This is a genomic window from Streptomyces sp. NPDC033845 (assembly GCF_055576225.1).
Genome location: NZ_JBVIRI010000002.1, coordinates 94809 through 114626 on the forward strand (window position 1 = coordinate 94809; position 19818 = coordinate 114626).

Annotated in this window: 19 protein-coding genes; 9 read left to right on the forward strand and 10 right to left on the reverse strand. The window is 73.7% G+C overall.

What is annotated here, in order from left to right:
• Positions 1-5: 5 nt before the first annotated feature.
• From ACZ50K_RS04600 to ACZ50K_RS04615, 4 genes are all read right to left on the reverse strand, one after another.
• On the reverse strand, positions 6-962 hold the full coding sequence (locus ACZ50K_RS04600) for a cytochrome c oxidase assembly protein (protein ID WP_468897433.1): 957 nt from the start codon (positions 960-962) through the stop codon (positions 6-8).
• An 82-nt stretch (positions 963-1044) separates the two neighbouring features.
• Positions 1045-2070, reverse strand: a complete 1026-nt coding sequence (locus ACZ50K_RS04605; RefSeq protein WP_468897435.1) for a 6-phosphofructokinase — start codon at positions 2068-2070, stop codon at positions 1045-1047.
• 195 nt (positions 2071-2265) lie between these two features.
• Complete coding sequence (locus ACZ50K_RS04610) at positions 2266-2994, reverse strand: type 1 glutamine amidotransferase (protein WP_468897437.1); 729 nt, start codon at positions 2992-2994, stop codon at positions 2266-2268.
• 24 nt (positions 2995-3018) lie between these two features.
• On the reverse strand, positions 3019-4257 hold the full coding sequence (locus ACZ50K_RS04615) for a MurT ligase domain-containing protein (RefSeq protein WP_468897440.1): 1239 nt from the start codon (positions 4255-4257) through the stop codon (positions 3019-3021).
• 123 nt (positions 4258-4380) lie between these two features.
• On the opposite strand from ACZ50K_RS04615, the gene def reads away from it, so the two are divergent.
• Positions 4381-4926 carry a peptide deformylase gene (gene def / locus ACZ50K_RS04620; RefSeq protein WP_468897442.1) on the forward strand — a complete coding sequence of 182 codons (546 nt, stop codon included), beginning with the start codon at positions 4381-4383 and terminating at the stop codon, positions 4924-4926.
• Positions 4927-4966: 40 nt separating this feature from the next.
• Here the strand turns inward: def and ACZ50K_RS04625 are convergent, their stop codons facing one another.
• Positions 4967-5623 (reverse strand): TetR/AcrR family transcriptional regulator, encoded by a 657-nt coding sequence (locus ACZ50K_RS04625; protein WP_468897444.1) that lies wholly within the window; start codon positions 5621-5623, stop codon positions 4967-4969.
• Positions 5624-5816: 193 nt separating this feature from the next.
• Between ACZ50K_RS04625 and ACZ50K_RS04630 the strand changes: the two genes are divergently transcribed.
• Positions 5817-7046: an acyl-CoA dehydrogenase family protein gene (locus tag ACZ50K_RS04630; RefSeq protein ID WP_468897446.1), complete on the forward strand. Its 1230-nt coding sequence runs from the start codon at positions 5817-5819 to the stop codon at positions 7044-7046.
• Here ACZ50K_RS04630 and ACZ50K_RS04635 read toward each other — a convergent pair.
• On the reverse strand, positions 7043-7495 hold the full coding sequence (locus tag ACZ50K_RS04635) for an SRPBCC family protein (RefSeq protein ID WP_468897449.1): 453 nt from the start codon (positions 7493-7495) through the stop codon (positions 7043-7045). The genes ACZ50K_RS04630 and ACZ50K_RS04635 overlap by 4 nt on opposite strands.
• A gap of 154 nt (positions 7496-7649) precedes the next feature.
• Between ACZ50K_RS04635 and ACZ50K_RS04640 the strand changes: the two genes are divergently transcribed.
• Positions 7650-7841 carry a DUF5999 family protein gene (locus ACZ50K_RS04640; protein ID WP_468897451.1) on the forward strand — a complete coding sequence of 64 codons (192 nt, stop codon included), beginning with the start codon at positions 7650-7652 and terminating at the stop codon, positions 7839-7841.
• Positions 7842-8007: 166 nt separating this feature from the next.
• Here ACZ50K_RS04640 and ACZ50K_RS04645 read toward each other — a convergent pair whose 3' ends face one another.
• Together ACZ50K_RS04645 and ACZ50K_RS04650 are read right to left on the reverse strand one after the other, a co-directional pair.
• Positions 8008-10080: an ATP-binding protein gene (locus tag ACZ50K_RS04645; RefSeq protein ID WP_468897453.1), complete on the reverse strand. Its 2073-nt coding sequence runs from the start codon at positions 10078-10080 to the stop codon at positions 8008-8010.
• A 121-nt stretch (positions 10081-10201) separates the two neighbouring features.
• Positions 10202-11185, reverse strand: a complete 984-nt coding sequence (locus ACZ50K_RS04650) for a fibronectin type III domain-containing protein (RefSeq protein WP_468897455.1) — start codon at positions 11183-11185, stop codon at positions 10202-10204.
• A gap of 130 nt (positions 11186-11315) precedes the next feature.
• Here ACZ50K_RS04650 and ACZ50K_RS04655 point away from each other — a divergent pair, with 130 nt between their 5' ends.
• From ACZ50K_RS04655 to ACZ50K_RS04680, 6 genes are all read left to right on the forward strand, one after another.
• Positions 11316-12947: an ABC transporter substrate-binding protein gene (locus ACZ50K_RS04655; RefSeq protein WP_468897457.1), complete on the forward strand. Its 1632-nt coding sequence runs from the start codon at positions 11316-11318 to the stop codon at positions 12945-12947.
• Between the two features lie 23 nt (positions 12948-12970).
• Positions 12971-13936 carry an ABC transporter permease gene (locus ACZ50K_RS04660; RefSeq protein ID WP_468898447.1) on the forward strand — a complete coding sequence of 322 codons (966 nt, stop codon included), beginning with the start codon at positions 12971-12973 and terminating at the stop codon, positions 13934-13936.
• Complete coding sequence (locus ACZ50K_RS04665; protein WP_468897459.1) at positions 13929-14804, forward strand: ABC transporter permease; 876 nt, start codon at positions 13929-13931, stop codon at positions 14802-14804. Before ACZ50K_RS04660 ends, ACZ50K_RS04665 begins: the two co-directional genes overlap by 8 nt.
• A gap of 68 nt (positions 14805-14872) precedes the next feature.
• A complete protein-coding gene (locus tag ACZ50K_RS04670; RefSeq protein ID WP_468898449.1) occupies positions 14873-15826 on the forward strand; it encodes an ABC transporter ATP-binding protein in 954 nt (317 codons plus the stop codon).
• Positions 15819-16478, forward strand: a complete 660-nt coding sequence (locus ACZ50K_RS04675; protein ID WP_468897461.1) for an ABC transporter ATP-binding protein — start codon at positions 15819-15821, stop codon at positions 16476-16478. Before ACZ50K_RS04670 ends, ACZ50K_RS04675 begins: the two co-directional genes overlap by 8 nt.
• Before the next feature lie 235 nt (positions 16479-16713).
• The gene (locus tag ACZ50K_RS04680; RefSeq protein WP_468897463.1) at positions 16714-18288 is read left to right on the forward strand and encodes a hypothetical protein; all 1575 of its coding nucleotides are present in this window, start codon (positions 16714-16716) and stop codon (positions 18286-18288) included.
• Positions 18289-18360: 72 nt separating this feature from the next.
• On the opposite strand, the gene ACZ50K_RS04685 is transcribed toward ACZ50K_RS04680, so the two are convergent.
• Positions 18361-18942: a sigma-70 family RNA polymerase sigma factor gene (locus tag ACZ50K_RS04685; protein ID WP_468897465.1), complete on the reverse strand. Its 582-nt coding sequence runs from the start codon at positions 18940-18942 to the stop codon at positions 18361-18363.
• A gap of 102 nt (positions 18943-19044) precedes the next feature.
• Positions 19045-19800: a hypothetical protein gene (locus ACZ50K_RS04690; protein WP_468897467.1), complete on the reverse strand. Its 756-nt coding sequence runs from the start codon at positions 19798-19800 to the stop codon at positions 19045-19047.
• Between the last annotated feature and the right edge of the window lie 18 nt (positions 19801-19818).

A 19818-nucleotide genomic window follows, 5' to 3' on the forward strand; every position in this document is an offset into this window, starting at 1 on the left:
CGGCGCTACTGGCCACGCGCCTGGAGCGAGGCCAGATACGCGTTGTAGGCCGCCAGCTCCTGGTCGCCGTCGCGGTCCGCGGCCCGGTCGGAGCGCTTCGCGGCCCGCTGCTCGGAGTGGTACCACTGGTAGACCAGCGCGATCAGCACCAGCACCGAAGGGATCTCGCTGAACGCCCAGGCGATGCCGCCGGCCCACTGCTGGTCGTCGAGGGCGTCGATGCCGAGCGACAGCGGGGGGCTGGCATAGGTCCCGATCATCGGCTCGGATCCCATCATCAGGGCGATGCCGAAGAAGGCGTGGAAGGGCATTCCGGCGAACAGCTCCAGCATCCGCATCACGTAGCCGGGGCGGTGCGGGCCGGGGTCCACGCCCATGATCGGCCAGAAGAAGACCAGGCCGACCGCGAGGAAGTGCACCATCATCGCGATGTGCCCGGTCCTGCTGCCCATCAGGAAGTCGAAGACCGGGGTGAAGTACAGGGCGTAGAGGCTGGCGATGAACAGCGGGATGGTGAACGCCGGGTGCGTGATGATCCGCATGTACCGGCTCTGCAGCAGGGCCAGCAGCAGCTCGCGCGGCCCCTTGCTGCCGCGGGCGGCCGGCGGCAGCGCCCGCAGGGCCAGGGTCACCGGGGCGCCGAGCAGCAGCAGGATCGGCGAGACCATGCTGATCACCATGTGCTGGACCATGTGCACGCTGAACATGACCATGCCGTAGTCGTTCAGCTTGGTGCACATCACCAGTCCGATGCTCAGCACGCCCAGCACGAACGCCACCGTGCGGCCCGGCGGCCAGGAGTCGCCGCGCCGGCGCAGCCGGAGCACCCCCCAGCCGTAGAGGGCGAGCCCGGCGAGGCAGCCGAAGAGGAAGAAGGCGTCGAAGGAGAACTCCAGCCCGCGTCCGAGAGTGAAGGGCGGCAGGTCCATGTGCATGCCCGTGCCGTGCCCGCTGTGATCCATCGCTTCACTCCCTTGACCGTGGTGCCCCACCACAGTAATGGCGCCCCCGGACGCCATCGCGTCCGGGGGCGCCATCGGGACATCAGAGGACGTTCTGGGCCTCGGAGTAGCGCTCGGCCGGGACCGTCTTCAGGGTCTGCACCGCGTCGCCCAGCGGGACCATCTCGATCTCGGTGCCGCGCAGGGCGGTCAGCATCCCGAACTCGCCGCGGTGCGCCGCCTCCACCGCGTGCCAGCCGAAGCGGGTGGCGAGCACCCGGTCGTAGGCGGTGGGGGTGCCGCCGCGCTGGACGTGGCCGAGGATGACCGGGCGGGCCTCCTTGCCGAGCCGTTCCTCCAGCTCCACGGCCAGCCGGTTGCCGATGCCGGCGAACCGCTCGTGCCCGTAGATGTCCTTGCCGCCGTCCTCGAAGGCCATGGAGCCCTCGCGGGGCTTGGCGCCCTCGGCCACCACCACGATCGCGAACCGCTTGCCGGCGGAGAAGCGCTCGCCGACGATCCGGGTCAGCTCCTCGATGTCGAAGGGGCGCTCGGGCACCACGATGGCGTGGGCGCCGGCGGCCATCCCGGAGTGCAGGGCGATCCAGCCGGTGTGCCGGCCCATGACCTCGACCACCATCACGCGCTGGTGGGACTCGGCGGTGGTCTTCAGCCGGTCCAGGGCCTCGGTGGCCACTCCGACGGCGGTGTCGAAACCGAAGGTGACGTCGGTGGAGGCGATGTCGTTGTCGATGGTCTTGGGGACCCCGACGATCGGCAGTCCGGCCTGGGAGAGCAGATGGGCGGCCTTCAGGGTGCCCTCGCCGCCGATCGGGATGATCGCGTCCAGGCCGAGGTCGGCGACATGGCCGCGGGCCCGCTCCACACCGTCGCGCAGATGGGCCGGCTGGACCCGGGAGGAGCCGAGGATGGTGCCGCCGGAGGCCAGGATCCCGGACACCGCGTCCAGGTCCAGCTTGCGGTAGTCGGCCTCCAGCAGGCCCTTCCAGCCGTCGAGGAAGCCGATCACCTCGTCGCCGTGGTCGACCACCGCGCGGTGCACGACGGAACGGATGACGGCATTGAGGCCGGGGCAGTCGCCACCGGAAGTGAGCACACCAATGCGCATGGCAGGGAGAACCTTTGCAACGTGGGCCGACGACCGGACCACGTCGTCCGGTTGGAACTACCGGTCACCCTACAAGCGGATCGGCAGTGGACTGAACCATCCTCCACAGACTGGACCGGCCGGTCGTACGAAATGACATCGGCCCGGACCCTGGGGAGGGTCCGGGCCGAGCCGCTCGGCGTTCCGCGCGGGGTCCTAGGCGGGCTGGGTGGCCGCCGCGATGCGCTCGTTGCGCAGCGCCTCGTACCAGCGGTCGTCGGTCGGCGGCAGCGCGTTCACATCGAGGGCCAGCTTCAGCAGCAGGTCCGCGATCTGCGGGTTCCGCGCCATCACCGGACCGTGCATGTACGTGCCGAACACGGTGTCGTTGTACGCGCCCTCGGTACCGTCCCCGGTGCCGTTGCCGCGGCCCAGCCGGGTCCGGGCGAACGGGCGGGCGGTCGGACCGAGGTGGGTGACGCCCTGGTGGTTCTCGAAGCCGGTCAGCGGGGGCAGGTTCAGCCGCGGGTCGATGTCCGCGAGCACGTCGCCCACGCACCGCTCGCCCTCGCCGCGCACGGTGACCACGTCCAGCAGGCCCAGGCCCGGCTGGCGCTCGCCCATGTCGTTGACGAACTCCTGGCCGAGGATCTGGTAGCCGGCGCAGACCGAGAACACGATCGCCCCGTTGGAGACGGCGCGCTCCAGGCCGCCGTCCCGGAGCAGCCGCTCGGCGGCCAGCCGCTGGGGCCGGTCCTCGCCGCCGCCGATCAGGTAGATGTCCCCGGAGGTGGGGATCGGCTGGTCGCTGCGGACGTCCAGGCGCTGGACGTCCAGACCGCGCTGGCGCGCCCGCCGCTCCACCACCAGGGCGTTGCCCTGGTCTCCGTACGTGCTGAGCAGGTCCGGGTAGACCCACACCAGACGCAGGCTGTTGTCGCTCATGCTGTTGTCCTTATGGGATGGGTACTAGTTGCCGACGCGGCGGCGCACGTCCTGGAAGGCGGTGTAGTTGGCGATCAGCTCGATCTGTCCGGGCGGCGCCAGCTGCACGGCCTCGTCGAGGGTCTCGCAGACCCGGAAGTCCAGGCCCGCGACCTCCAGCCGGACCGCCAGGTCCAGCTTGCGGTCGCCGATCACGAAGATCGGGTGGCCGGCCAGCCGGGGGTAGTCCACGTCCCACAGCCAGGAGGTGTCGGTGCCGTCGGCGCCGCGCGCGTTCACCGAGAGGATCACCGGCGTGGGCGGCGGGTCGATGAGGGAAAACGTTTCGAGCCAGCCCGCCGGGTTCTTCGCGAGCAGCAGCCGCAGCTGCCGGTTCTGGAAGGTCACCACGTCGTAGCGGCCGGCCACCGCCTGCACCTGGTACATGCGCTCCAGGGCGACCTGCGGGGGGACCCCGAACACGGCCGCGACGGCGGCCGAGGTGGCCGCGTTGGCCTTGTTGGCGCGGCCGGGCAGCTGGAGCTGGATCGGCCAGGCGCTGCCGTGCGGGTCGAGCACGTGGTCGCCGGAGAGCACCCAGCTGGGGGTGGGGCGGCGGAAGCCGCACTCGCCGCAGAACCAGTCGTCGCCGGGGCGCTGCATCACACCGCCGCAGGACGGGCAGGACCAGGCGTCGTCCTTCCACTCCTGGCCGGCGGCCACCCACACCACGTTCTGCGAGGAGGAGGCGGACCACACGATCAGCGGGTCGTCGCAGTTGGCGATCACGACCGCCTTGGAGCCGGAGAGCCCCTCCCGCCACTTCTCGGCGAGCATCCGGGTCTCGGCCGCGCGGTCCAGCTGGTCGCGGGAGAGGTTGAGCAGCGCGATGGCCTTGGGGGTCACATCGCGGGCCACGCCGGCCAGGTACTTCTCGTCGACCTCGATGACCCCGTACTTGGCGTCGCTGCCGCCCGCGAGGGCCGAGGTGATGCCGGCGGGCATGTTCGCGCCGAGCGCGTTGGAGACGACCGGACCGCTGGCCCGCAGGGCCTCGGCGATCAGCCGGGTCGTCGTGGTCTTGCCGTTCGTCGCGGACACGAGGACGACATCGAGGTGCTGCGCCAGCGCGCCGAGCAGATCGGGGTCGAGCTTGAGCGCGACCTTGCCCCCGATCACTGATCCGCTGCCCCGCCCCGCGGCCCGCGACACCGCCGCCGCGGCCTTGCCCGCCGTCACGGCCAGCTTGGCCCGCGGCGAAAGCGGCTCCGTGTTGCCTGCCATCGTCCCTGTTCCTCCTTGCGTCGGTCCGGCCCCAGCCTATCCAGAACCGGCCGGACCCTTGACCGCGGCGCCGCTGTGCGTCGCGGATCTCCTCATATATTCGCCCGTCGTACCCTTACGGCCATGCGAAAGCGCTCCGTCCCGGGTACGACCGGCATCGTCCGCACCATGAGCCTGCTGGGCGACCCGGTGCTCCATTCCGCCTGCCGCGAGGTGACCGGGTTCGGGCCGCCGCTGGACCGGCTCATCGAGGACATGTTCGCGACCATGTACGCGGCCCGGGGCGTGGGGCTGGCCGCCAACCAGATCGGTGTGGGGCAGCGGGTGTTCGTCTACGACTGCCCCGACGACGAGGAGCGGCGGCACGTCGGCCACGTGGTCAACCCGCGCCTGGTGGAGGTGGACGGGCTGGAGCTGCGCGGACCCGAGGGCTGTCTGTCGCTGCCGGGGCTGGAGGCGGGCACGGTCCGCTTCGACCGGGCCGTGGTCGAGGGGGTCACCTCCGACGGCGGCCCCGTACGGGTGGAGGGCACCGGGTTCTTCGCCCGGTGCCTCCAGCACGAGTGCGACCATCTGGACGGGACGGTCTACCGGGACCGGGTCGAGGGGCTGCGGCGGCGCCGGCTGGAGCGGGCCATCCGCAAGGCGCCCTGGTCGGCGCGCGACTGACCGGTCCGCCCGGGGGCCGCGCCGTACGGGCGTCGTACGGTCAGAAGCCGGGGCCGTTGGGGAGGTTGCCCGCGGTGGCCAGGCGGCCCCAGAGCAGGTCGGTGAGTCCGCTGACCAGGACGGCGCGGTCGCAGGGGCGTTCGCCCAGCCACCAGTCCCCGGCCGCGTGCATCATCCCGACGATCCCGTGGCCCCAGATCCGGGCCAGCCGCTCCCCGTCCGGGCCGAGGTCGACCCGCTCGGCGACCACCTGGGCGAGCTCCTCGCCGAGCCGGCGCAGCAGCGGGGCCGAGTGCAGGCCCACCTCGAAGCCGCCGAAGCCCCGTTCGGCGGTGTGGGAGTCCTCGGCGGGGTGCATCAGGAAGCGGTAGACCTGGGGCCGGGCCTCGATGGCCGCGAGGTAGGTGTCCAGGGTGGCCTCGACCCGGCCGCGGCGTTCGGCCGGGGCGTCGAGTGCGGCCCGCAGCGACTCCAGCAGGGCGTCGGTGTGCCGGGTGGCGAGGGCCTGGTAGAGGCCGGCCTTGTCGCCGAAGTGGCGGTAGAGGATCGGCTTGGTGATGCCGGCCTCGGCGGCGATGGCGTTCATGGAGGCCCGGGGGCCGTCGCGGAGCACCACCCGGTCGGCCGCTTCGAGCAGCTCCCGCCGGCGGCGCTCGGCCGATCCCGGCTGCTGCCCGGACTGCTGCGTGGTCTCCATGCCGTGTCCCTCTCCCCGCCCTCTGCGATGTGCGTGACGCCCACGCAACGTAACACTCGGCGACCCCGTGGCAGCTCAGCGAAGGGATGGGCACCTTTGGTTGACAGTGACTACCGGTGAGTAACAGACTGGTGGTCCTGTGATCTGTTACCGCAGGTAACTCACCTGGGGCGCAAGGATAGTGGAGGGGAACATGGCGGAGTTCACCATGGAGCTCAACGAGGACCAGCAGCAGGTCCGGGAATGGATCCACGGCTTCGCCGCCGATGTCATCCGCCCCGCCGCCGCCGAATGGGACGAGCGGGAGGAGACCCCCTGGCCCGTCATCCAGGAGGCCGCCAAGGTCGGCATCTACTCCCTCGACTTCTACGCCCAGCAGTTCTTCGACCCGACCGGCCTCGGCGTCCCGATGGCCATGGAGGAGCTGTTCTGGGGAGACGCGGGCATCGCCCTGTCCATCGTCGGCACCGGCCTGGCCGCCATCGGCGTGGTCGCCAACGGCACCGAGGAGCAGATCGGCACCTGGATACCCCAGATGTACGGCACCGCGGACGACGTCAAGGTGGCCGCCTTCTGCTCCTCCGAGCCGGACGCCGGCTCCGACGTCGGCGCCATGCGCACCCGGGCCGTCTACGACCAGGCCACGGACGAATGGGTGCTCAACGGCACCAAGACCTGGGCCACCAACGGCGGCATCGCCAACGTCCACATCGTGGTCGCCGTGGTCGACCCCGAGCTCGGCACCAAGGGCCACGCCTCCTTCATCGTCCCGCCCCGCACCCCCGGCCTGTCCCAGGGGCAGAAGTTCAAGAAGCACGGCATCCGCGCCTCGCACACCGCCGAAGTGGTCCTGGAGGACGTCCGGGTGCCCGGCTCCTGCCTGCTCGGCGGCAAGGAGAAGCTCGACGAGCGCCTGGCCCGGGCCCGTGAGCGGGCCGCCAAGGGCGGCGGCGAGCGGGTGAAGAACGCCGCCATGGCCACCTTCGAGGCCTCCCGGCCGGCGGTCGGCGCGATGGCGGTCGGCACCGCCCGCGCCGCCTACGAGGTGGCCCTGGAGTACGCCATGACCCGCACCCAGTTCGGCCGCCCGATCATCGACAACCAGGGCGTGGCCTTCCAGCTCGCCGACATGCGCACCCAGATCGACGCGGCCCGGCTGCTGGTCTGGCGGGCCTCCTGGATGGCGGTGGCCGGCAAGCCGTTCACCGCGGCCGAGGGCTCCATGTCCAAGCTGTTCGCCAGCGAGACCGCCAAGAAGGTGACCGCGCAGGCCGTGCAGATCCTCGGCGGCAACGGCTTCACCCGCGAATACCCGGTGGAGCGGATGCACCGCGACAGCGCCATCTACACCATCTTCGAGGGCACCAGCGAGATCCAGCGCCTGGTGATCGCCCGCACCCTCTCGGGGATGCCGATCCGCTAGCGGGCCAGCAGCCGGTCCAGGGCGCGGGCGAAGAGGCGGTGCCCCACCGCCGCCACCAGGGGGTCGAACAGGCGGGGGAGCCCGGTCAGCCGGAGGTCCTCCCGCCATTCCACCGTGCACCCGCCGCCCGGCGCCGCGGCGATCCCGATCTCGGCCCAGCCGAGTACCCACCGGCCGCGCTTCTCCAGCCGCACCAGCCCCTCCCGGACCGGCCCCTCCCGCTCCGCCACCGGGGGCTGCCAGCGGACGACCTCCATCCGGTCGTCGACTGTGAGCCTTCCCACCCCGGAACGGGCCGTGAAGCGGGTGCCGACCCGATTGGGCGGCTCGGTGTGGACCACCGTCCGGGTCAGCGGGACCTGGGCGCCGTGCCGTTCCCAGTCCGTGAGCCGTTCCCAGGCCTCGGCCGGCGGGAGGTCAGTTCGGCGGAAGATCCGGATAGCGGGCATGAGCGCATCGTAGTCGGGCAGCAGCTCCCTGAACTGGTCCACGAATATGGCTTCCGCACCACGGTGGAGATCGGTAATACTCCTGGCCACCGTGGATCGCGGAACCGACCGGGTGACCACCGGCCCTCCGCCCCACACTGCGAGGAGGTGCGCCATGTGCTCCCACCAGCCCCCCTGCCCCAGCGCCGACAGCGCCGACCGAGAGGCGGCCCGCGTGGTCGCCGCCCGGCCCGAGCAGGGCTGGAGCCTGCTCTGCAACGGGGCCGTCGTCTTCGACGACACCGGCGAGCTGCTCCCCGACGGCCGCACGGTGGCACCGCACCGTCCGGCCCCGGCCCTGGTCTGAGTCACCGGACACCCCAGGAGGCACCCCGTGCGCCAGCAGCTGATCCGCAAGCCCGTTCCCAAGCCGGCCCCGCGCGACCTGGACCTGCGCACCCCGTCGGGGAGAACGCTCCCGTACTGACGGGAGCCCCGATCCGAGCAGGCGCGCGGGTGCCGCCGGTCACCGCTCAGCCGGTGGGCACCTGCGTGCCGCCGCGGAAAGCGTGCTCGAACGCCGCGTCGCCGATGGCGGCGCGGGCCTGCCGCTCCCCGGACTCCCGGACGGCGGCCAGCGAGGGCGAGCCCATCTGCGGCCGGCCGACCGTGTGCCACCAGGCGTGGCCGCTGCCCAGCAGCCAGGCGGCCAGTTCCCCGTCGCCCAGCGCGGCCACGGCGGCGGCCAGCAGGTCCAGGCCCAGGGCCATGCCGAAGCGGTCGCCGAGCAGCCGTTTGCCCGCGAGCATGGCCCGGGCGTGCCGGACGGCGTCGGCGGGCCGGCCCAGGCCGAGCGCGGCCATCGCCAGGACGTAGTCGGCGAAGGAGCGCAGCCAGCGGTCGCCGAGTTCCGCGCAGGCCTCCCGGAGCCCGCCGGCCTCCTCGGCCGCCTCCTCGAACCGGCCGAGGTCGCAGAGCGCGTACGCCGAGGCCAGCCGGCACAGCAGCCAGCCGGGTCCGCTGGTGCGGCCGCCGATGCTCCCCCGGGCGCGCGGGCCGGCCAGTTCCAGGGCCCGGTCGGGCTCGCCCGGCATCAGGACCGACACCGCCAGGAGGTAGGCGGCCCGCAGTTCCCGCTCCGGGTCGGCCAGCCGGGCCGCCGCGGCGGTGCTCCGCTCCGCGAGGGCGCGGGCCGTGTCCAGCTCGCCCTGGAAGAGGGCGACCACCCCGGCGGCCCACACGCCCTGGGCGTGCGCCGGGGTGGTGGGCGGGGCGCCCCGCAGGGCCCGTTCCAGGAAGCCGCGGCCCTCGTGCAGATGGCCGCAGCAGAACCAGAGGAACCACAGGGCCCCGGCCATCTCCAGGGCGGCCGCCGGGTCGGTGCCGAGCAGGTGCTCCAGGGCGGTGCGCAGCTGCATGTGGTCGGCGGTGGTCCTGCGGTGCCAGTCCAGCTGGGCGGGGCCCAGCCAGCCGGTGTCGGCGGCCTGCGCGAGCTGGGCGTACCAGTGGGCGTGCCGGTCGGCGAGGGTGCCGGCCTCGCCGAGTTCGGTCAGCCACTCGTGGCCGTACTCGCGGACGGTGTCGAGCATCAGGTACCGGGGCCGGGACGCGGGGTCCGGCCACTCCGAGGGGTCGCCGGGGCGCCGGGCGGGGGAGTGGCGGCGGACCACCGATTTGGCGACCAGCGCGTCCAGGACCCGTTCCACCCGGCCGGCCGGCAGCGGGCCGCCGGAGCACACGGCCCGGGCGGCGGCGAGGTCGAAGTCCCCGGCGAACACCGAGAGCCGGGCCCAGAGCAGCCGTTCCACCGGGGCGCACAGTTCGTGGCTCCAGCCGATGGCGGTACGGAGGGTCCGGTGCCGGGGGAGCGGGGAGGCCCGGGTGACGGAGAGCGGTTCGAAGCGGAGGTCGAGCCGTTCGGCGAGCTGTTCCAGGCTCCACAGCCGCAGCCGGGCCCCGGCGAGTTCCAGGGCGAGCGGGATCCCGTCGAGCCGGCGGCAGACCTCGCCGGCGAGGGCGGCGCGGTCCGGGTCGGCGAACAGGGCGGCGGCCGCGGCGGGGGCGGCGGTCAGGGCCCGGTCGCGGAAGAGGGCGAGGGCGTCGCTGTCCGGGCCGGCGGCGGGCAGCGGGCTGAGTTCGAGCAGGGCCTCGCCGGGGCAGCCGAGCGGTTCCCGGGTGGTGACCAGCACTTTGAGCCCGGGGGCGGTCTGGAGGAGTTCGCCGACCAGGTGGCGGCAGGACGGGACCAGGTGTTCGCAGGTGTCGAGGACCAGCAGGAGTTCCTTGTCCGCCATCCAGGCGCAGAGTTCCTCGTCCAGCGGCCGGGAGGAGGCCGAGGCGAGTCCGAGGGCGTGGGCGACGGTGGCGGTCAGCAGTCCGGGGTCGCGCAGCGGGGAGAGCTCCACCCACCAGACCCCGTCGCGGGGGCGGGGTCTTCGGGCGCGCGCGTGCGCCCGGACGGCCCGCAGGGCGAGGCGTGATTTGCCGACGCCGCCCGCTCCGGTCAGGGTGACCAGTCGGTGCTCACGCAACAGGGCTTCCAGCAGGCCGAGTTCGTGTCCCCGGCCGATGAAGCTCGCCGATTCCGGCGGCAGGTTTCCCGGCACGGCGTCAGATTCTGTCGTAGAACCGCCAGCGAGGTCGCCCGTCTGACCGCTGTTGATCGAATTGTCGTCGGACACCGCTGTTTTGTGCTCGATCTCTGTGCGGGCATGGCCCGTTGGCGCCTCAGCGGATCAGGGAGACCCGGCGTTCGGCGGAGAAGGCGCCCCAGGTGCCGTCGGGCAGCCGGGCGCGGATCTTGATCCGCCAGACGGTGCCGGTCGGTTCGGCGACCGTCAGCCGGTGCTCGGCCCGGCCGGCCGGGACCGCGCCGGGGGCGAACTGGATGACCGTGGTGGCCCGCCCGTTCACGTACAGCTCGTACGCGGTGGTCTCGCGGCCGGTGTCCGGCGGGGTCCAGGCCAGGGTGACGGCGCCGGATGCGGCGGTGGCGGTGAGGTCGGCGGGGGAGGTGGCGGGGCCCTCGCCGTCGGCCGGTCCGGTGGAGATGTCCACCGGGGGGCTGTCGGCGGAGGAGTTGTCGGCGCCGTCCCGGGCCCGCACGGTGAAGGTGTAGACGGTGTCCGGGCGCAGTCCGGTGACCAGGGTGGAGGTCGCGGTCCCGGTCACCGTGTGGACGCGGATCCCGCCCTGGTAGACGTCGTAGGCCGTGACCCCGGAGTCGTCGGTGGCGGCGGACCAGGAGAGCCGGGCCGCCCGGGGGCCGTCCGGGCTGCCGGCGGCGCGGACCGGGGAGGTGGGCGGACGCCGGTCCTCGGCCCGCGCGGCGGGGGTGGTGACCCGGGCCTCGGGGGCGGCGGGGGAGAGGTTCCCGGCGGCGTCCAGGGCCCGGACGGTGAAGGCGTAGCGGGTGAGGGGGGCGAGCCCGGTGACATCGGTCATGGTCTTCTCGGCGGGCAGTTCGCGGACCAGCCGGCCGCCCTGGAACACCCGGTAGCCGGTGACCCCGTCCCGCTCCTCGGCCGACTGCCACATCACGTGGACCGAACTGGCGCTGCCCGCTTGGGCGGTGAGGCCGGCGGGGGCGGCCGGGGGCTCGGTGTCCGGACTGTCGCAGCCGGTCAGCAGGGTGATGGCCAGAGCGGCGGCCAGACCGCTGAGGGCCGGCGCGCGGAGCGGCGGCGCGGTGGGCACGCTGGATCGTCGCACGAGAGTGCCTCCCTCGCCTTCCCGTATAAAGGTCTGGACCTTTATGGCATGCCGGGTGGCGACCGGACAAGAGCGGGTTCGTCTTCGATCGATCCCTTCTGGCAGTATTGCGAGCGGTTTGCAAGTAGAAATGATCAGCAGGGAAGTCCAGCACGTGCACAGCAAGACGGCCCGCGGGCTCCGGGGACTGGCCGCCACCGCCCTCGCGGCGGCACTCATCGCAGGCGCCGCCGCCTGCTCGAACCCCGGCAAGGGACCCGAGGCCGCCGGCGGCGGTGCGGACTCCGTGGTGGTCGGCATCGCCACCGAACCGGAGAGCCTGAGCCCACTGCTCGGCTACGGCAAGGACGGCAACTCCAAGATCTTCGACGGGCTGCTGGCCCACGACGCGGACATGAGGCTGAAGCCCGCGCTCGCCGCCGCGCTCCCCGAGGTCTCCGCCGACGGCCTCACCTACACCTACCGGCTGCGGCCCGGGGTCACCTTCAGCGACGGCGCCCCCTTCACCTCCGCCGACGTGGTCTTCACCTACCGCACCATCCTGGACCCGAAGACCAACAACGCCTCCCGGAGCGAGCTCGACTCCCTCGCCTCGGTCGAGGCCCCCGCCCCGGACCGGGTGGTCTTCCGCCTCAAGTACCCCTACGCACCCTTCGCCGAGCGGACCGTCCTGCCGATCGCCCCCGAACACCTCGCCGGCAGGCAGGACGTCAACAGCGGCACCTTCACCACCCGCCCGGTCGGCACCGGACCGTACCGGCTCACCGCCTGGTCCAAGGGCGAGAAGCTCTCCTTCGAGGCCAACCCCCGCTACTGGGCCGGCGCCCCCGCGGTGAAGAAGTTCACCATGGCCGTCATCAAGGACGACGACGTCCGCGCCACCCGCCTCCGCTCCGGAGAGCTCGACGCCGCCGTCCTGCCGCCGAACCTCGCCGAGGGCTTCGCCCGCGACAAGGGCCGCAAGACCTACGCGGCCACCTCCTACGACTACCGGACCGTCACCCTCCCCACCCACCACCCGGTCACCGGGGACCTCGCGGTCCGCCGCGCCCTGGACCTCGCGGTGGACCGCAAGGCCATGGTCGACCAGCTGCTGGAGGGCGCCGGCAAGGCCGCCTACGGGCCGGTCCCCACCGGCAGCCCCTGGTTCGCGGCCGGCACCGAACGCCCCCACGACCCCGACCGGGCCCGCCGGATCCTCGACGAGGCCGGCTGGAAGCCCGGCGCCGACGGCATCCGTGCCAAGGACGGGGTCCGCGCCGCCTTCCCGCTCTGGTACCCGGCCGGCGACAAGCTCCGCCAGGACCACGCCCTCACCTTCGCCTCCGACGCCAAGAAGGCCGGCATCCAGGTCACCGTCCAGGCCGGCACCTGGGAGGTCATCGAACCCCGGATGAAGACGGACGCCGTCCTGGCCGGCGGCGGCTCCCCCGCCGACCCCGACTTCGACCAGTACCTGCTGCTCACCTCCACGCTCGGCGGCGACGGCTTCAACAACATGGCCCGCTACGACAACCCCGTGGTGGACAAGGCCCTGGTCCAGGGCCGCACGAGCGGGGACCGGGCCGTCCGCAAGGCCGCGTACGACACCGTCCAGCGGGAACTGGTCAAGAACCCCGGCTATGTCTTCCTCACCCACATCGACCACCTGTACGTGGTGAACGACCGCTGGGACGGCCCCTCCACCCAGGTGGAACCGCACGACCACGGACTGGGCACCGGGCCCTGGTGGAACGTGGAGACCTGGAAGCCGAAGAAGTGACCCGCCGGCTGCCCTGGCGGCCGATGGCGCGGATGGCCGGGCGGCGGGCCCTGTTCGCCGCCCCCGTCCTGCTCTCCGTCACCTTCGGCGTGTTCGCCGTCGCCGCGCTCTCCCCCTTCGACCCGGTCAAGGCCTACGCGGGCAGCGCCGGACTCACCGCCTCCCGGGCCGAACTGGACCGGCTCCGGGAGAACCTCGGCGTGGACCAGCCGCTGGTCACCCGCTGGTGGGACTGGCTGACCTCGGCCCTCACCGGCGAGTTCGGCGACTCCGCGGTGATGCGCCAGCCCGTCGCCCAGGTGATCACCGAACGGGTCGGCTGGTCCGCGCTGCTGGCCGCCACCGCCTTCGCGGTGGCCGTGCTGCTCGGCACCCTCCTCGGCGCGCTCGCCGCCCGCCGCCAGGGCGGCCCGCTGGACCGCTGCACCAGCGCGCTCGCCTACACCCTGGAGGCCGCCCCGACCTTCTGGCTCGGCCTGCTCGCCGTCTGGTTCTTCTCCGTCCGCCTCGGCGTCCTGCCCTCCGGCGGACTCACCGACGCCGCCGACGACACCGTCACCGCCGGCCAGGTCGCCACCCATCTGGTGCTGCCCGCCCTGGTCCTCGGCATCTCCCAGCTCCCCTGGTTCTTCCTCTACGTCCGCCAGGGCGTGGCCGACGCCCTGGCCGAGGACCCGGTGCGCGGGGCCCGGGCCCGCGGACTCTCCGGCCGGACCGTGCTGCTCGGCCACGGGCTCCGCTCCGGACTGCTGCCCATGCTCACCCTGATCGGCTCCCGGGTCCCCGAACTCATCACCGGAGCCCTGCTGGTGGAGACCGTCTTCAGCTGGCCCGGCATCGCGGCCGCCACCGTCCAGGCGGCCACCGCCGTGGACTTCCCGCTGCTGGCCGCGCTGACCGTGCTCGCCACCGCCGCCGTCCTCCTCGGGAACCTGATGTCCGACCTCCTCTACGGCCTCGCCGACCCCCGGGTGGGCTTCGATGGCTGACACCGCCCGCACCCCGTGGCGGGCCGCCGGCCGCACCCGCCGCTCCACCCGAGGCCCCAAGATCGCCGCCTCCGCCGCCCTGCTCGCGGTGGTGGTCCTCGCCGTGCTGCTGGTCCCCCCGCTCGCCCGGCTCGACCAGCAGGCCGTCGACCTCTCCGCCCGGCTGCTCCCGCCCTCCTGGACGCACCCCTTCGGCACCGACGACCTCGGCCGCGACCTGCTGCTCCGCTGCGTCTACGGACTGCGGGTCTCCCTGCTGGTGGGCCTGGTCGCGGCAGCCGTCGCCACCGTGCTGGGCACCGCCGTCGGGGCGGCCGCCGGGGCCTTCGGCGGCTGGACCGACCGGCTGGTGATGCGGGTGGTCGACGCCCTGTCCTCCGTCCCGCACCTGCTCCTCGGCATCTTCATCGTGGCCCTGTTCCGGCCCGGCGTGTGGCCGGTGGTGGTCTCCGTGGCCCTCACCCACTGGCTGTCCACGGCCCGGATCGTGCGCGCCGAAGTCCTCTCGCTGCGCTCCCGGCCCTTCGTCGACGCGGCCGTGTCCGGCGGGGCCTCACGCTGGCGGATCACCGTCCGGCACCTGGTTCCCGGGGTCCTCCCGCAGGCCGGACTGGCCGCCGTGCTGATGGTCCCGCACGCCATGTGGCACGAGTCGGCACTCTCCTTCCTGGGCCTCGGGCTGCCCACCCACCAGGCCAGCCTGGGCGGTCTGGTGCAGAACGCGCGCGGCTCGCTGCTCGCCGGCGACTGGTGGCCCACCCTCTTCCCGGGCCTCTGCCTGATCCTCCCGACCCTCGCCATCGCGGGACTGGCCGGGGCCTGGCGCGACCGGCTGAACCCCCGCCGCCGCTCGGAGCTGATGCTGTGACCCGCCGAACCGGCCCCCCCGCCCCCGCCCCCGCCGCCACGCCCGTACGGCCGACCGCCGTCCCGCCCGTGCTCACGGTGGAGGACCTGTCCGTACGCTTCACCCTGCGCGGCGGACGGCGGATCGCCGCCGTCAGCGGGGCCTCCTTCCGGCTGGCGGCCGGGGAGTGCCTGGCCCTGGTCGGGGAGAGCGGCTGCGGGAAGTCGGTCCTGGCCTCCGCGCTGCTCGGGCTGCTGCCGGCCAACGCCGAGACCGCCGGCACGGCCCGGCTGGCCGACGGCCTGGACCTGCTGGCCGCCGGGGAACGGACCCTGGCCCGTACGGTCCGGGGCCGCCGGGTCGGCCTGGTCCCGCAGAGCCCGGCCGCCCATCTGACCCCGGTCCGCACCGTCCGCGCGCATCTGGAGGAGACCGTCCGGGCCCTCGCCGGCCCGGTCCCCGGCAGCCGCCCCGGCGGCGGGTCCCGGCGGGCCCGGGTCCGGGCCGCCGGCGAGTCCGCCGCGGCCCGGGCCGCGTTCCCGGCGAGCCATCTCGACCGGTACCCGCACGAACTCTCCGGCGGACTCGCCCAGCGCGCCGCCACCGCCCTCGCCCTGGTCGGCGAGGCCCCGCTGCTGCTCGCCGACGAACCGACCACCGGCCTGGACCGGGAACTCGTCGACCGCACCGTGGACGAGCTCCGGGCCCACACCCGGGAGGAGGGCCGGGCGCTGCTGATGATCACCCACGATCTGGCCGCCGCCGAACGGATCGCCGACACCGTGGCCGTCATGTACGCCGGCCGGATCGTCGAACTCGCCCCCGCCGACCGGTTCTTCGGCACCCCAGGCCCCCGCCACCCCTACGCCCGCGGACTCCTCGCCGCGCTCCCCGAGCGGGAGTTCACCCCTATCCCGGGCGCTCCGCCCGAGCTCGGCGCCCTCCCGCCGGGCTGCGCCTTCGCCGCCCGCTGCGGGCACGCCGACGCGGAGTGCGGCGTACGCCCCGCCCTGACCGACGGGGTGGCCTGCCACCATGCTTGAGCTGCACGGCATCACCGCCGGCTACGAACCCGGCGACCCGGTGGTCCGGGGCGCCGACCTGGTCCTGCGTCCCGGCGAGTCCCTGGGCCTGCTGGGCCCCAGCGGCTGCGGCAAGTCCACCCTGGCCAGGGTCGCGGCCCTGCTGCACCGACCGGACCGGGGCCGCCATCTGATCGACGGGGTCACCGTCACCGGCTACCGGCACCGGGCGGCCCGGGAACTCCGCACCGCCGTGGGCGTGGTGTTCCAGCAGCCCCGGCAGTCCGCCGACCCCCGGCTGCGGCTCCGCGAGACCATCGCCGAACCACTGCGCGCCACCGGACGCCGGGCCGGACTGGAGGAGGCCGTCGCCGAACTGGCCGACCGGGTCGGCCTGGGCCCGGAACTGCTCACCCGCCGCCCGCACGAGGTCAGCGACGGTCAGCTGCAACGCGCCTGCCTGGCAAGGGCCTTGGTGCTCAAGCCGCGCTGGCTGGTGTGCGACGAGATGACCGCGATGCTGGACGCCTCGACCACGGCGGCCCTGGTGGGCGTGGTGGAGGAGTACCGCGCGGAGACCGGGGCCGGACTGCTCGCCGTGGGCCATGACCCGGTGCTGCTGAAGCGCTGGTGCGGCCGGACGGTGCACTGGAACGAGATCGTCAAGTCCTGACGCCCGTACGCCCGTACGCCCGTACGTCTGTACGTCTGTATTCCGTGCACCTCAAGTTCGCGCACGCGCTCGTCTGCGCTCTGCTCGGCTTCTTCCTGGCGGGCATCAAGCCCTGATCCTGAAGCGTCCTCAGCCTTATGGACTCCTCGGGCGAAGGCACCTAGCGTCTGGCGGCGGCGCGACGTCCCGTGCGATGCCGACCCCGTCGGCGAAGAGACGCGAACGGAGGAGACCGATGGTCCGAAGAGCGCTCGACTGCGGAGTGGTTCCCGCCCTCGCCGCCCTGGCGATCCTGACCGGCACCACCCCGGCCCATGGCGAGGGCATACCGAAGGCGCCCGGCCACCGACTGGTCGACCCCTACCAGGGCGCCCCCGCGACCGCCGCCCCGCTGCCCGGCCAGGCCCCGCCGCAGCACCCGTACCTCGCCCCCAACGGCCGCAGCGTAATGCACTCCGACGCGGCCGGCAGCGCCACCGTCCCCTGGTCCGGGCCGCTCGGCCGGGACCCCCGGGTGACCAGCCGGAAGATCGCCGCACTGGGCGGCGAATGCGCCACCGCCACCTTCGACTCCGGCGGCCGGCTGGTCACCGTCTGCGGCACCTTCTCCGGCTTCAAGGTCGAACTCCTGGACCCCCGCACCCTCGACACCCTCGCCGAACACCGGCTCCCCCAGCGCTCCTCGACCGTCGAGGCGATCACCTCCCTCGACTTCTCGAAGATCTTCAAGGACACCTCCGGCGGCGCCTACTTCTACCTGGACGACCAGGACCGGGCGGTGCTCGCCGACTCCCGCCAGCACGTCCTGCGGCTCGCCCACGGCCAGGAACCGGACGGCAGCTGGAAGTTCACCGTCGAGGACGACTGGGACCTCACCGGCCACGTCCCGCACGACTGCGTCGGCTGGACGAACCTGCGGCCGAGCGGCACCTGCGACCCGGTCACCTCCGTGATGCCCGACTGGAACGGCCGCATCTGGTGGATCACCCGACTGGGCCGGGTCGGCACCGTGGACCCCGGGACCGGCACCATCCGCTCCGTACGGCTGCCCGGCGAGGAGATCCAGAACTCCTTCTCGGTCGCCGAGGACGGGGTCTCCATCGTCTCCGACCACGCCCTGTACAGCTTCCGGGCCGGCCCCGACGGCACCCCGCTGGTCCAGTGGCGGCAGACCTACGACCGGGGCACCGGAACCAAACCCGGTTCCGTCAACCAGGGTTCGGGAACCACACCCGACCTGTTCGGCGACGGCTACGTGGCCATCACCGACAACGCCGACGACCGGATGAACATCCTCGTCTACCGGCGCGCGCCGGACCTCCCGCCCGCCGACCGGCTGGTCTGCAAGGTCCCGGTCTTCCGCCCCGGAGCCTCCACCACCGACAACTCCCTGATCAGCTGGGGCAACAGCCTGGTCGTGGAGAACAATCACGGCTACGAGAACCCCACCACCCTGCTGTTCGGCCGCAGCGTGGTCGGCGGGGTCAGCCGGGTCGACGTCCGCGCCGACGGCAGCGGCTGCGACACCGTATGGGAGAGCGCGATCCGCTCACCCTCGACGGTCCCCAAACTCTCCACCGGGAACGGGCTGCTGTACTTCTACGAGAAGGAGCCCCACTTCTGGGGGATCGACGCCTGGTACCTCACCGCCGTGGACTTCCGCACCGGCGAACGCCGCTGGCGGCAACTCACCGGCACCGGCCCGCTCTACGACAACAACTGGGCCCCGATCACCCTGGGCCCGGACGGCACCGCCTACGTCGGGGTGTTCAACGGGATCGTCGCGGTCCGCGACGGCGGCCGGGACTGAGCACCGGAGCACCGGACCGCCCGCAGGCCCGGACCCCTCGCGGGGGCCGGGCCGGCGGGCGGTCTCGGGCCCTCAGACGGCCAGCAGCCCGAGCAGGGAGGTACGGGCCCGGGCCACCCGGGACCGCACCGTGCCCACCGGACAGCCGATCGCGCTGGCCGCCTCCGCGTACGGCAGCCCCAGCACCTGGGTGAGGACGAACGCCTCCCGACGCTCGGCGGGGATCGCCGCGAGCAGCTCGGCCAGCGCGATCCCGTCCTCGAACCCCGGCAGACCGCGCGGCTGGGCCTGCTCGGCGGCCGTCTGCCAGTCGTCCCGGCCCGAGAGCCTGGGGCGGGCCGCCGCGTACCGGAGGCTGTCGATCACGGTGCGGCGGGCTATCGACAGCAGCCAGGTCCGGGCCGAGGAACGGCCCTCGAAGCGGTGGAGGGCACCCAGCGCCCGCAGGAACGTCTCCTGGGTGAGGTCCTCCGCCGCCTGCGGATCGGCGCCCAGGAAGACCACATAGCGGCGCACATCCGGGTGCAGGGCCCGGACGAACCGGTCCACCTGCTCCGGATCGCCGCCCCGGGCGGCCAGCGCCAGCCGGGTCACCGCCTCGTCGGCACCGGAGGTGTTCCGCGCCGGGCGCGCGGGAGTCAGGGCAGGGGTCATCGCCAAGTCCTTCGTCGGAAGAGCAACGGGGTACGGCCGGGCGCGGGCGCGCCGGACCGATGCCCGGACGCGCGACGCGGCGCGCTCCCGGGAAACCGGCTGTCAGCGGACAGCGGCCCCCGGGGGCGGACCCCTCGACGTGATGGCGTGGCAGAGCAGCAGCCGGCCCGGTCTGCGGGCCCGGCGCTCACGGCGGCCCCGGTGCTCGGGCCGGCGGGCGGGCGGGGTCGGCGGGCGGTGCGCCCAGGCCCACAGCGGGGCCAGGAACCGCCCGGCGCAGGCGGCGAAGGAGCGGAACAGCCGGAACAGCGCACGTTCACCATGGGCCAGCCAGAGCCCGCAGAGCAGGGCGGCCAGCAGGTGCGCGGCGATCATGCCGGTCGGTGACATACAGCCCATGTCGTGGGCGGCGGAGCCCAGACCGGACGGGGGGAGGGAGCCGGGCGGCCGGTCGGGGAGCCGGTCCGGCACCGGTAACGGACCGGCCATGGTGTGCGCGGTGTGGATGCTGTGGGTGCTGTGGGTGATGTGCGTGGTGTGGCCGCCGTGGCCCTGGTGGGCCGGCAGGGCGGGGGCGGCCGGCGCGGCCGGTCCCGGTGGGCCGCAGGATCCCGGGAGGGGGCGCGGCCCGGCCGACTGGGCCAGCGAGAACCCCTGGTGCAGCAGGCCCTGGGCGAGCACCGCGGCCGCGGTGACGGCCACCCGGCCGCGCTCCCGGCCGGCCGGTAACCAGGCGGCCGCGGCCGTACCGGCCCATCCCGAGGCGATCACCCACCAGGGCAGCGGGGCCCCGGACATCAGCAGGTGCCCGAGGGCCGCGAGCAGCACGCAGACGGCCGCGAACACCGCGGCCCTCAATGCTCGGCACCCGGGGTC

Bases quoted from the DNA above. Each gene is read 5' to 3' on its own strand.
- ACZ50K_RS04600 (WP_468897433.1), bottom strand. From the start codon at position 962: ATGGATCACAGCGGGCACGGCACGGGCATGCACATGGACCTGCCGCCC.
- ACZ50K_RS04605 (WP_468897435.1), bottom strand. From the start codon at position 2,070: ATGCGCATTGGTGTGCTCACTTCCGGTGGCGACTGCCCCGGCCTCAAT.
- ACZ50K_RS04610 (WP_468897437.1), bottom strand. From the start codon at position 2,994: ATGAGCGACAACAGCCTGCGTCTGGTGTGGGTCTACCCGGACCTGCTC.
- ACZ50K_RS04615 (WP_468897440.1), bottom strand. From the start codon at position 4,257: ATGGCAGGCAACACGGAGCCGCTTTCGCCGCGGGCCAAGCTGGCCGTG.
- def (WP_468897442.1), top strand. From the start codon at position 4,381: ATGCGAAAGCGCTCCGTCCCGGGTACGACCGGCATCGTCCGCACCATG.
- ACZ50K_RS04625 (WP_468897444.1), bottom strand. From the start codon at position 5,623: ATGGAGACCACGCAGCAGTCCGGGCAGCAGCCGGGATCGGCCGAGCGC.
- ACZ50K_RS04630 (WP_468897446.1), top strand. From the start codon at position 5,817: ATGGCGGAGTTCACCATGGAGCTCAACGAGGACCAGCAGCAGGTCCGG.
- ACZ50K_RS04635 (WP_468897449.1), bottom strand. From the start codon at position 7,495: ATGCCCGCTATCCGGATCTTCCGCCGAACTGACCTCCCGCCGGCCGAG.
- ACZ50K_RS04640 (WP_468897451.1), top strand. From the start codon at position 7,650: ATGTGCTCCCACCAGCCCCCCTGCCCCAGCGCCGACAGCGCCGACCGA.
- ACZ50K_RS04655 (WP_468897457.1), top strand. From the start codon at position 11,316: ATGATCAGCAGGGAAGTCCAGCACGTGCACAGCAAGACGGCCCGCGGG.
- ACZ50K_RS04660 (WP_468898447.1), top strand. From the start codon at position 12,971: ATGGCGCGGATGGCCGGGCGGCGGGCCCTGTTCGCCGCCCCCGTCCTG.
- ACZ50K_RS04665 (WP_468897459.1), top strand. From the start codon at position 13,929: ATGGCTGACACCGCCCGCACCCCGTGGCGGGCCGCCGGCCGCACCCGC.
- ACZ50K_RS04675 (WP_468897461.1), top strand. From the start codon at position 15,819: ATGCTTGAGCTGCACGGCATCACCGCCGGCTACGAACCCGGCGACCCG.
- ACZ50K_RS04680 (WP_468897463.1), top strand. From the start codon at position 16,714: ATGGTCCGAAGAGCGCTCGACTGCGGAGTGGTTCCCGCCCTCGCCGCC.
- ACZ50K_RS04685 (WP_468897465.1), bottom strand. From the start codon at position 18,942: ATGACCCCTGCCCTGACTCCCGCGCGCCCGGCGCGGAACACCTCCGGT.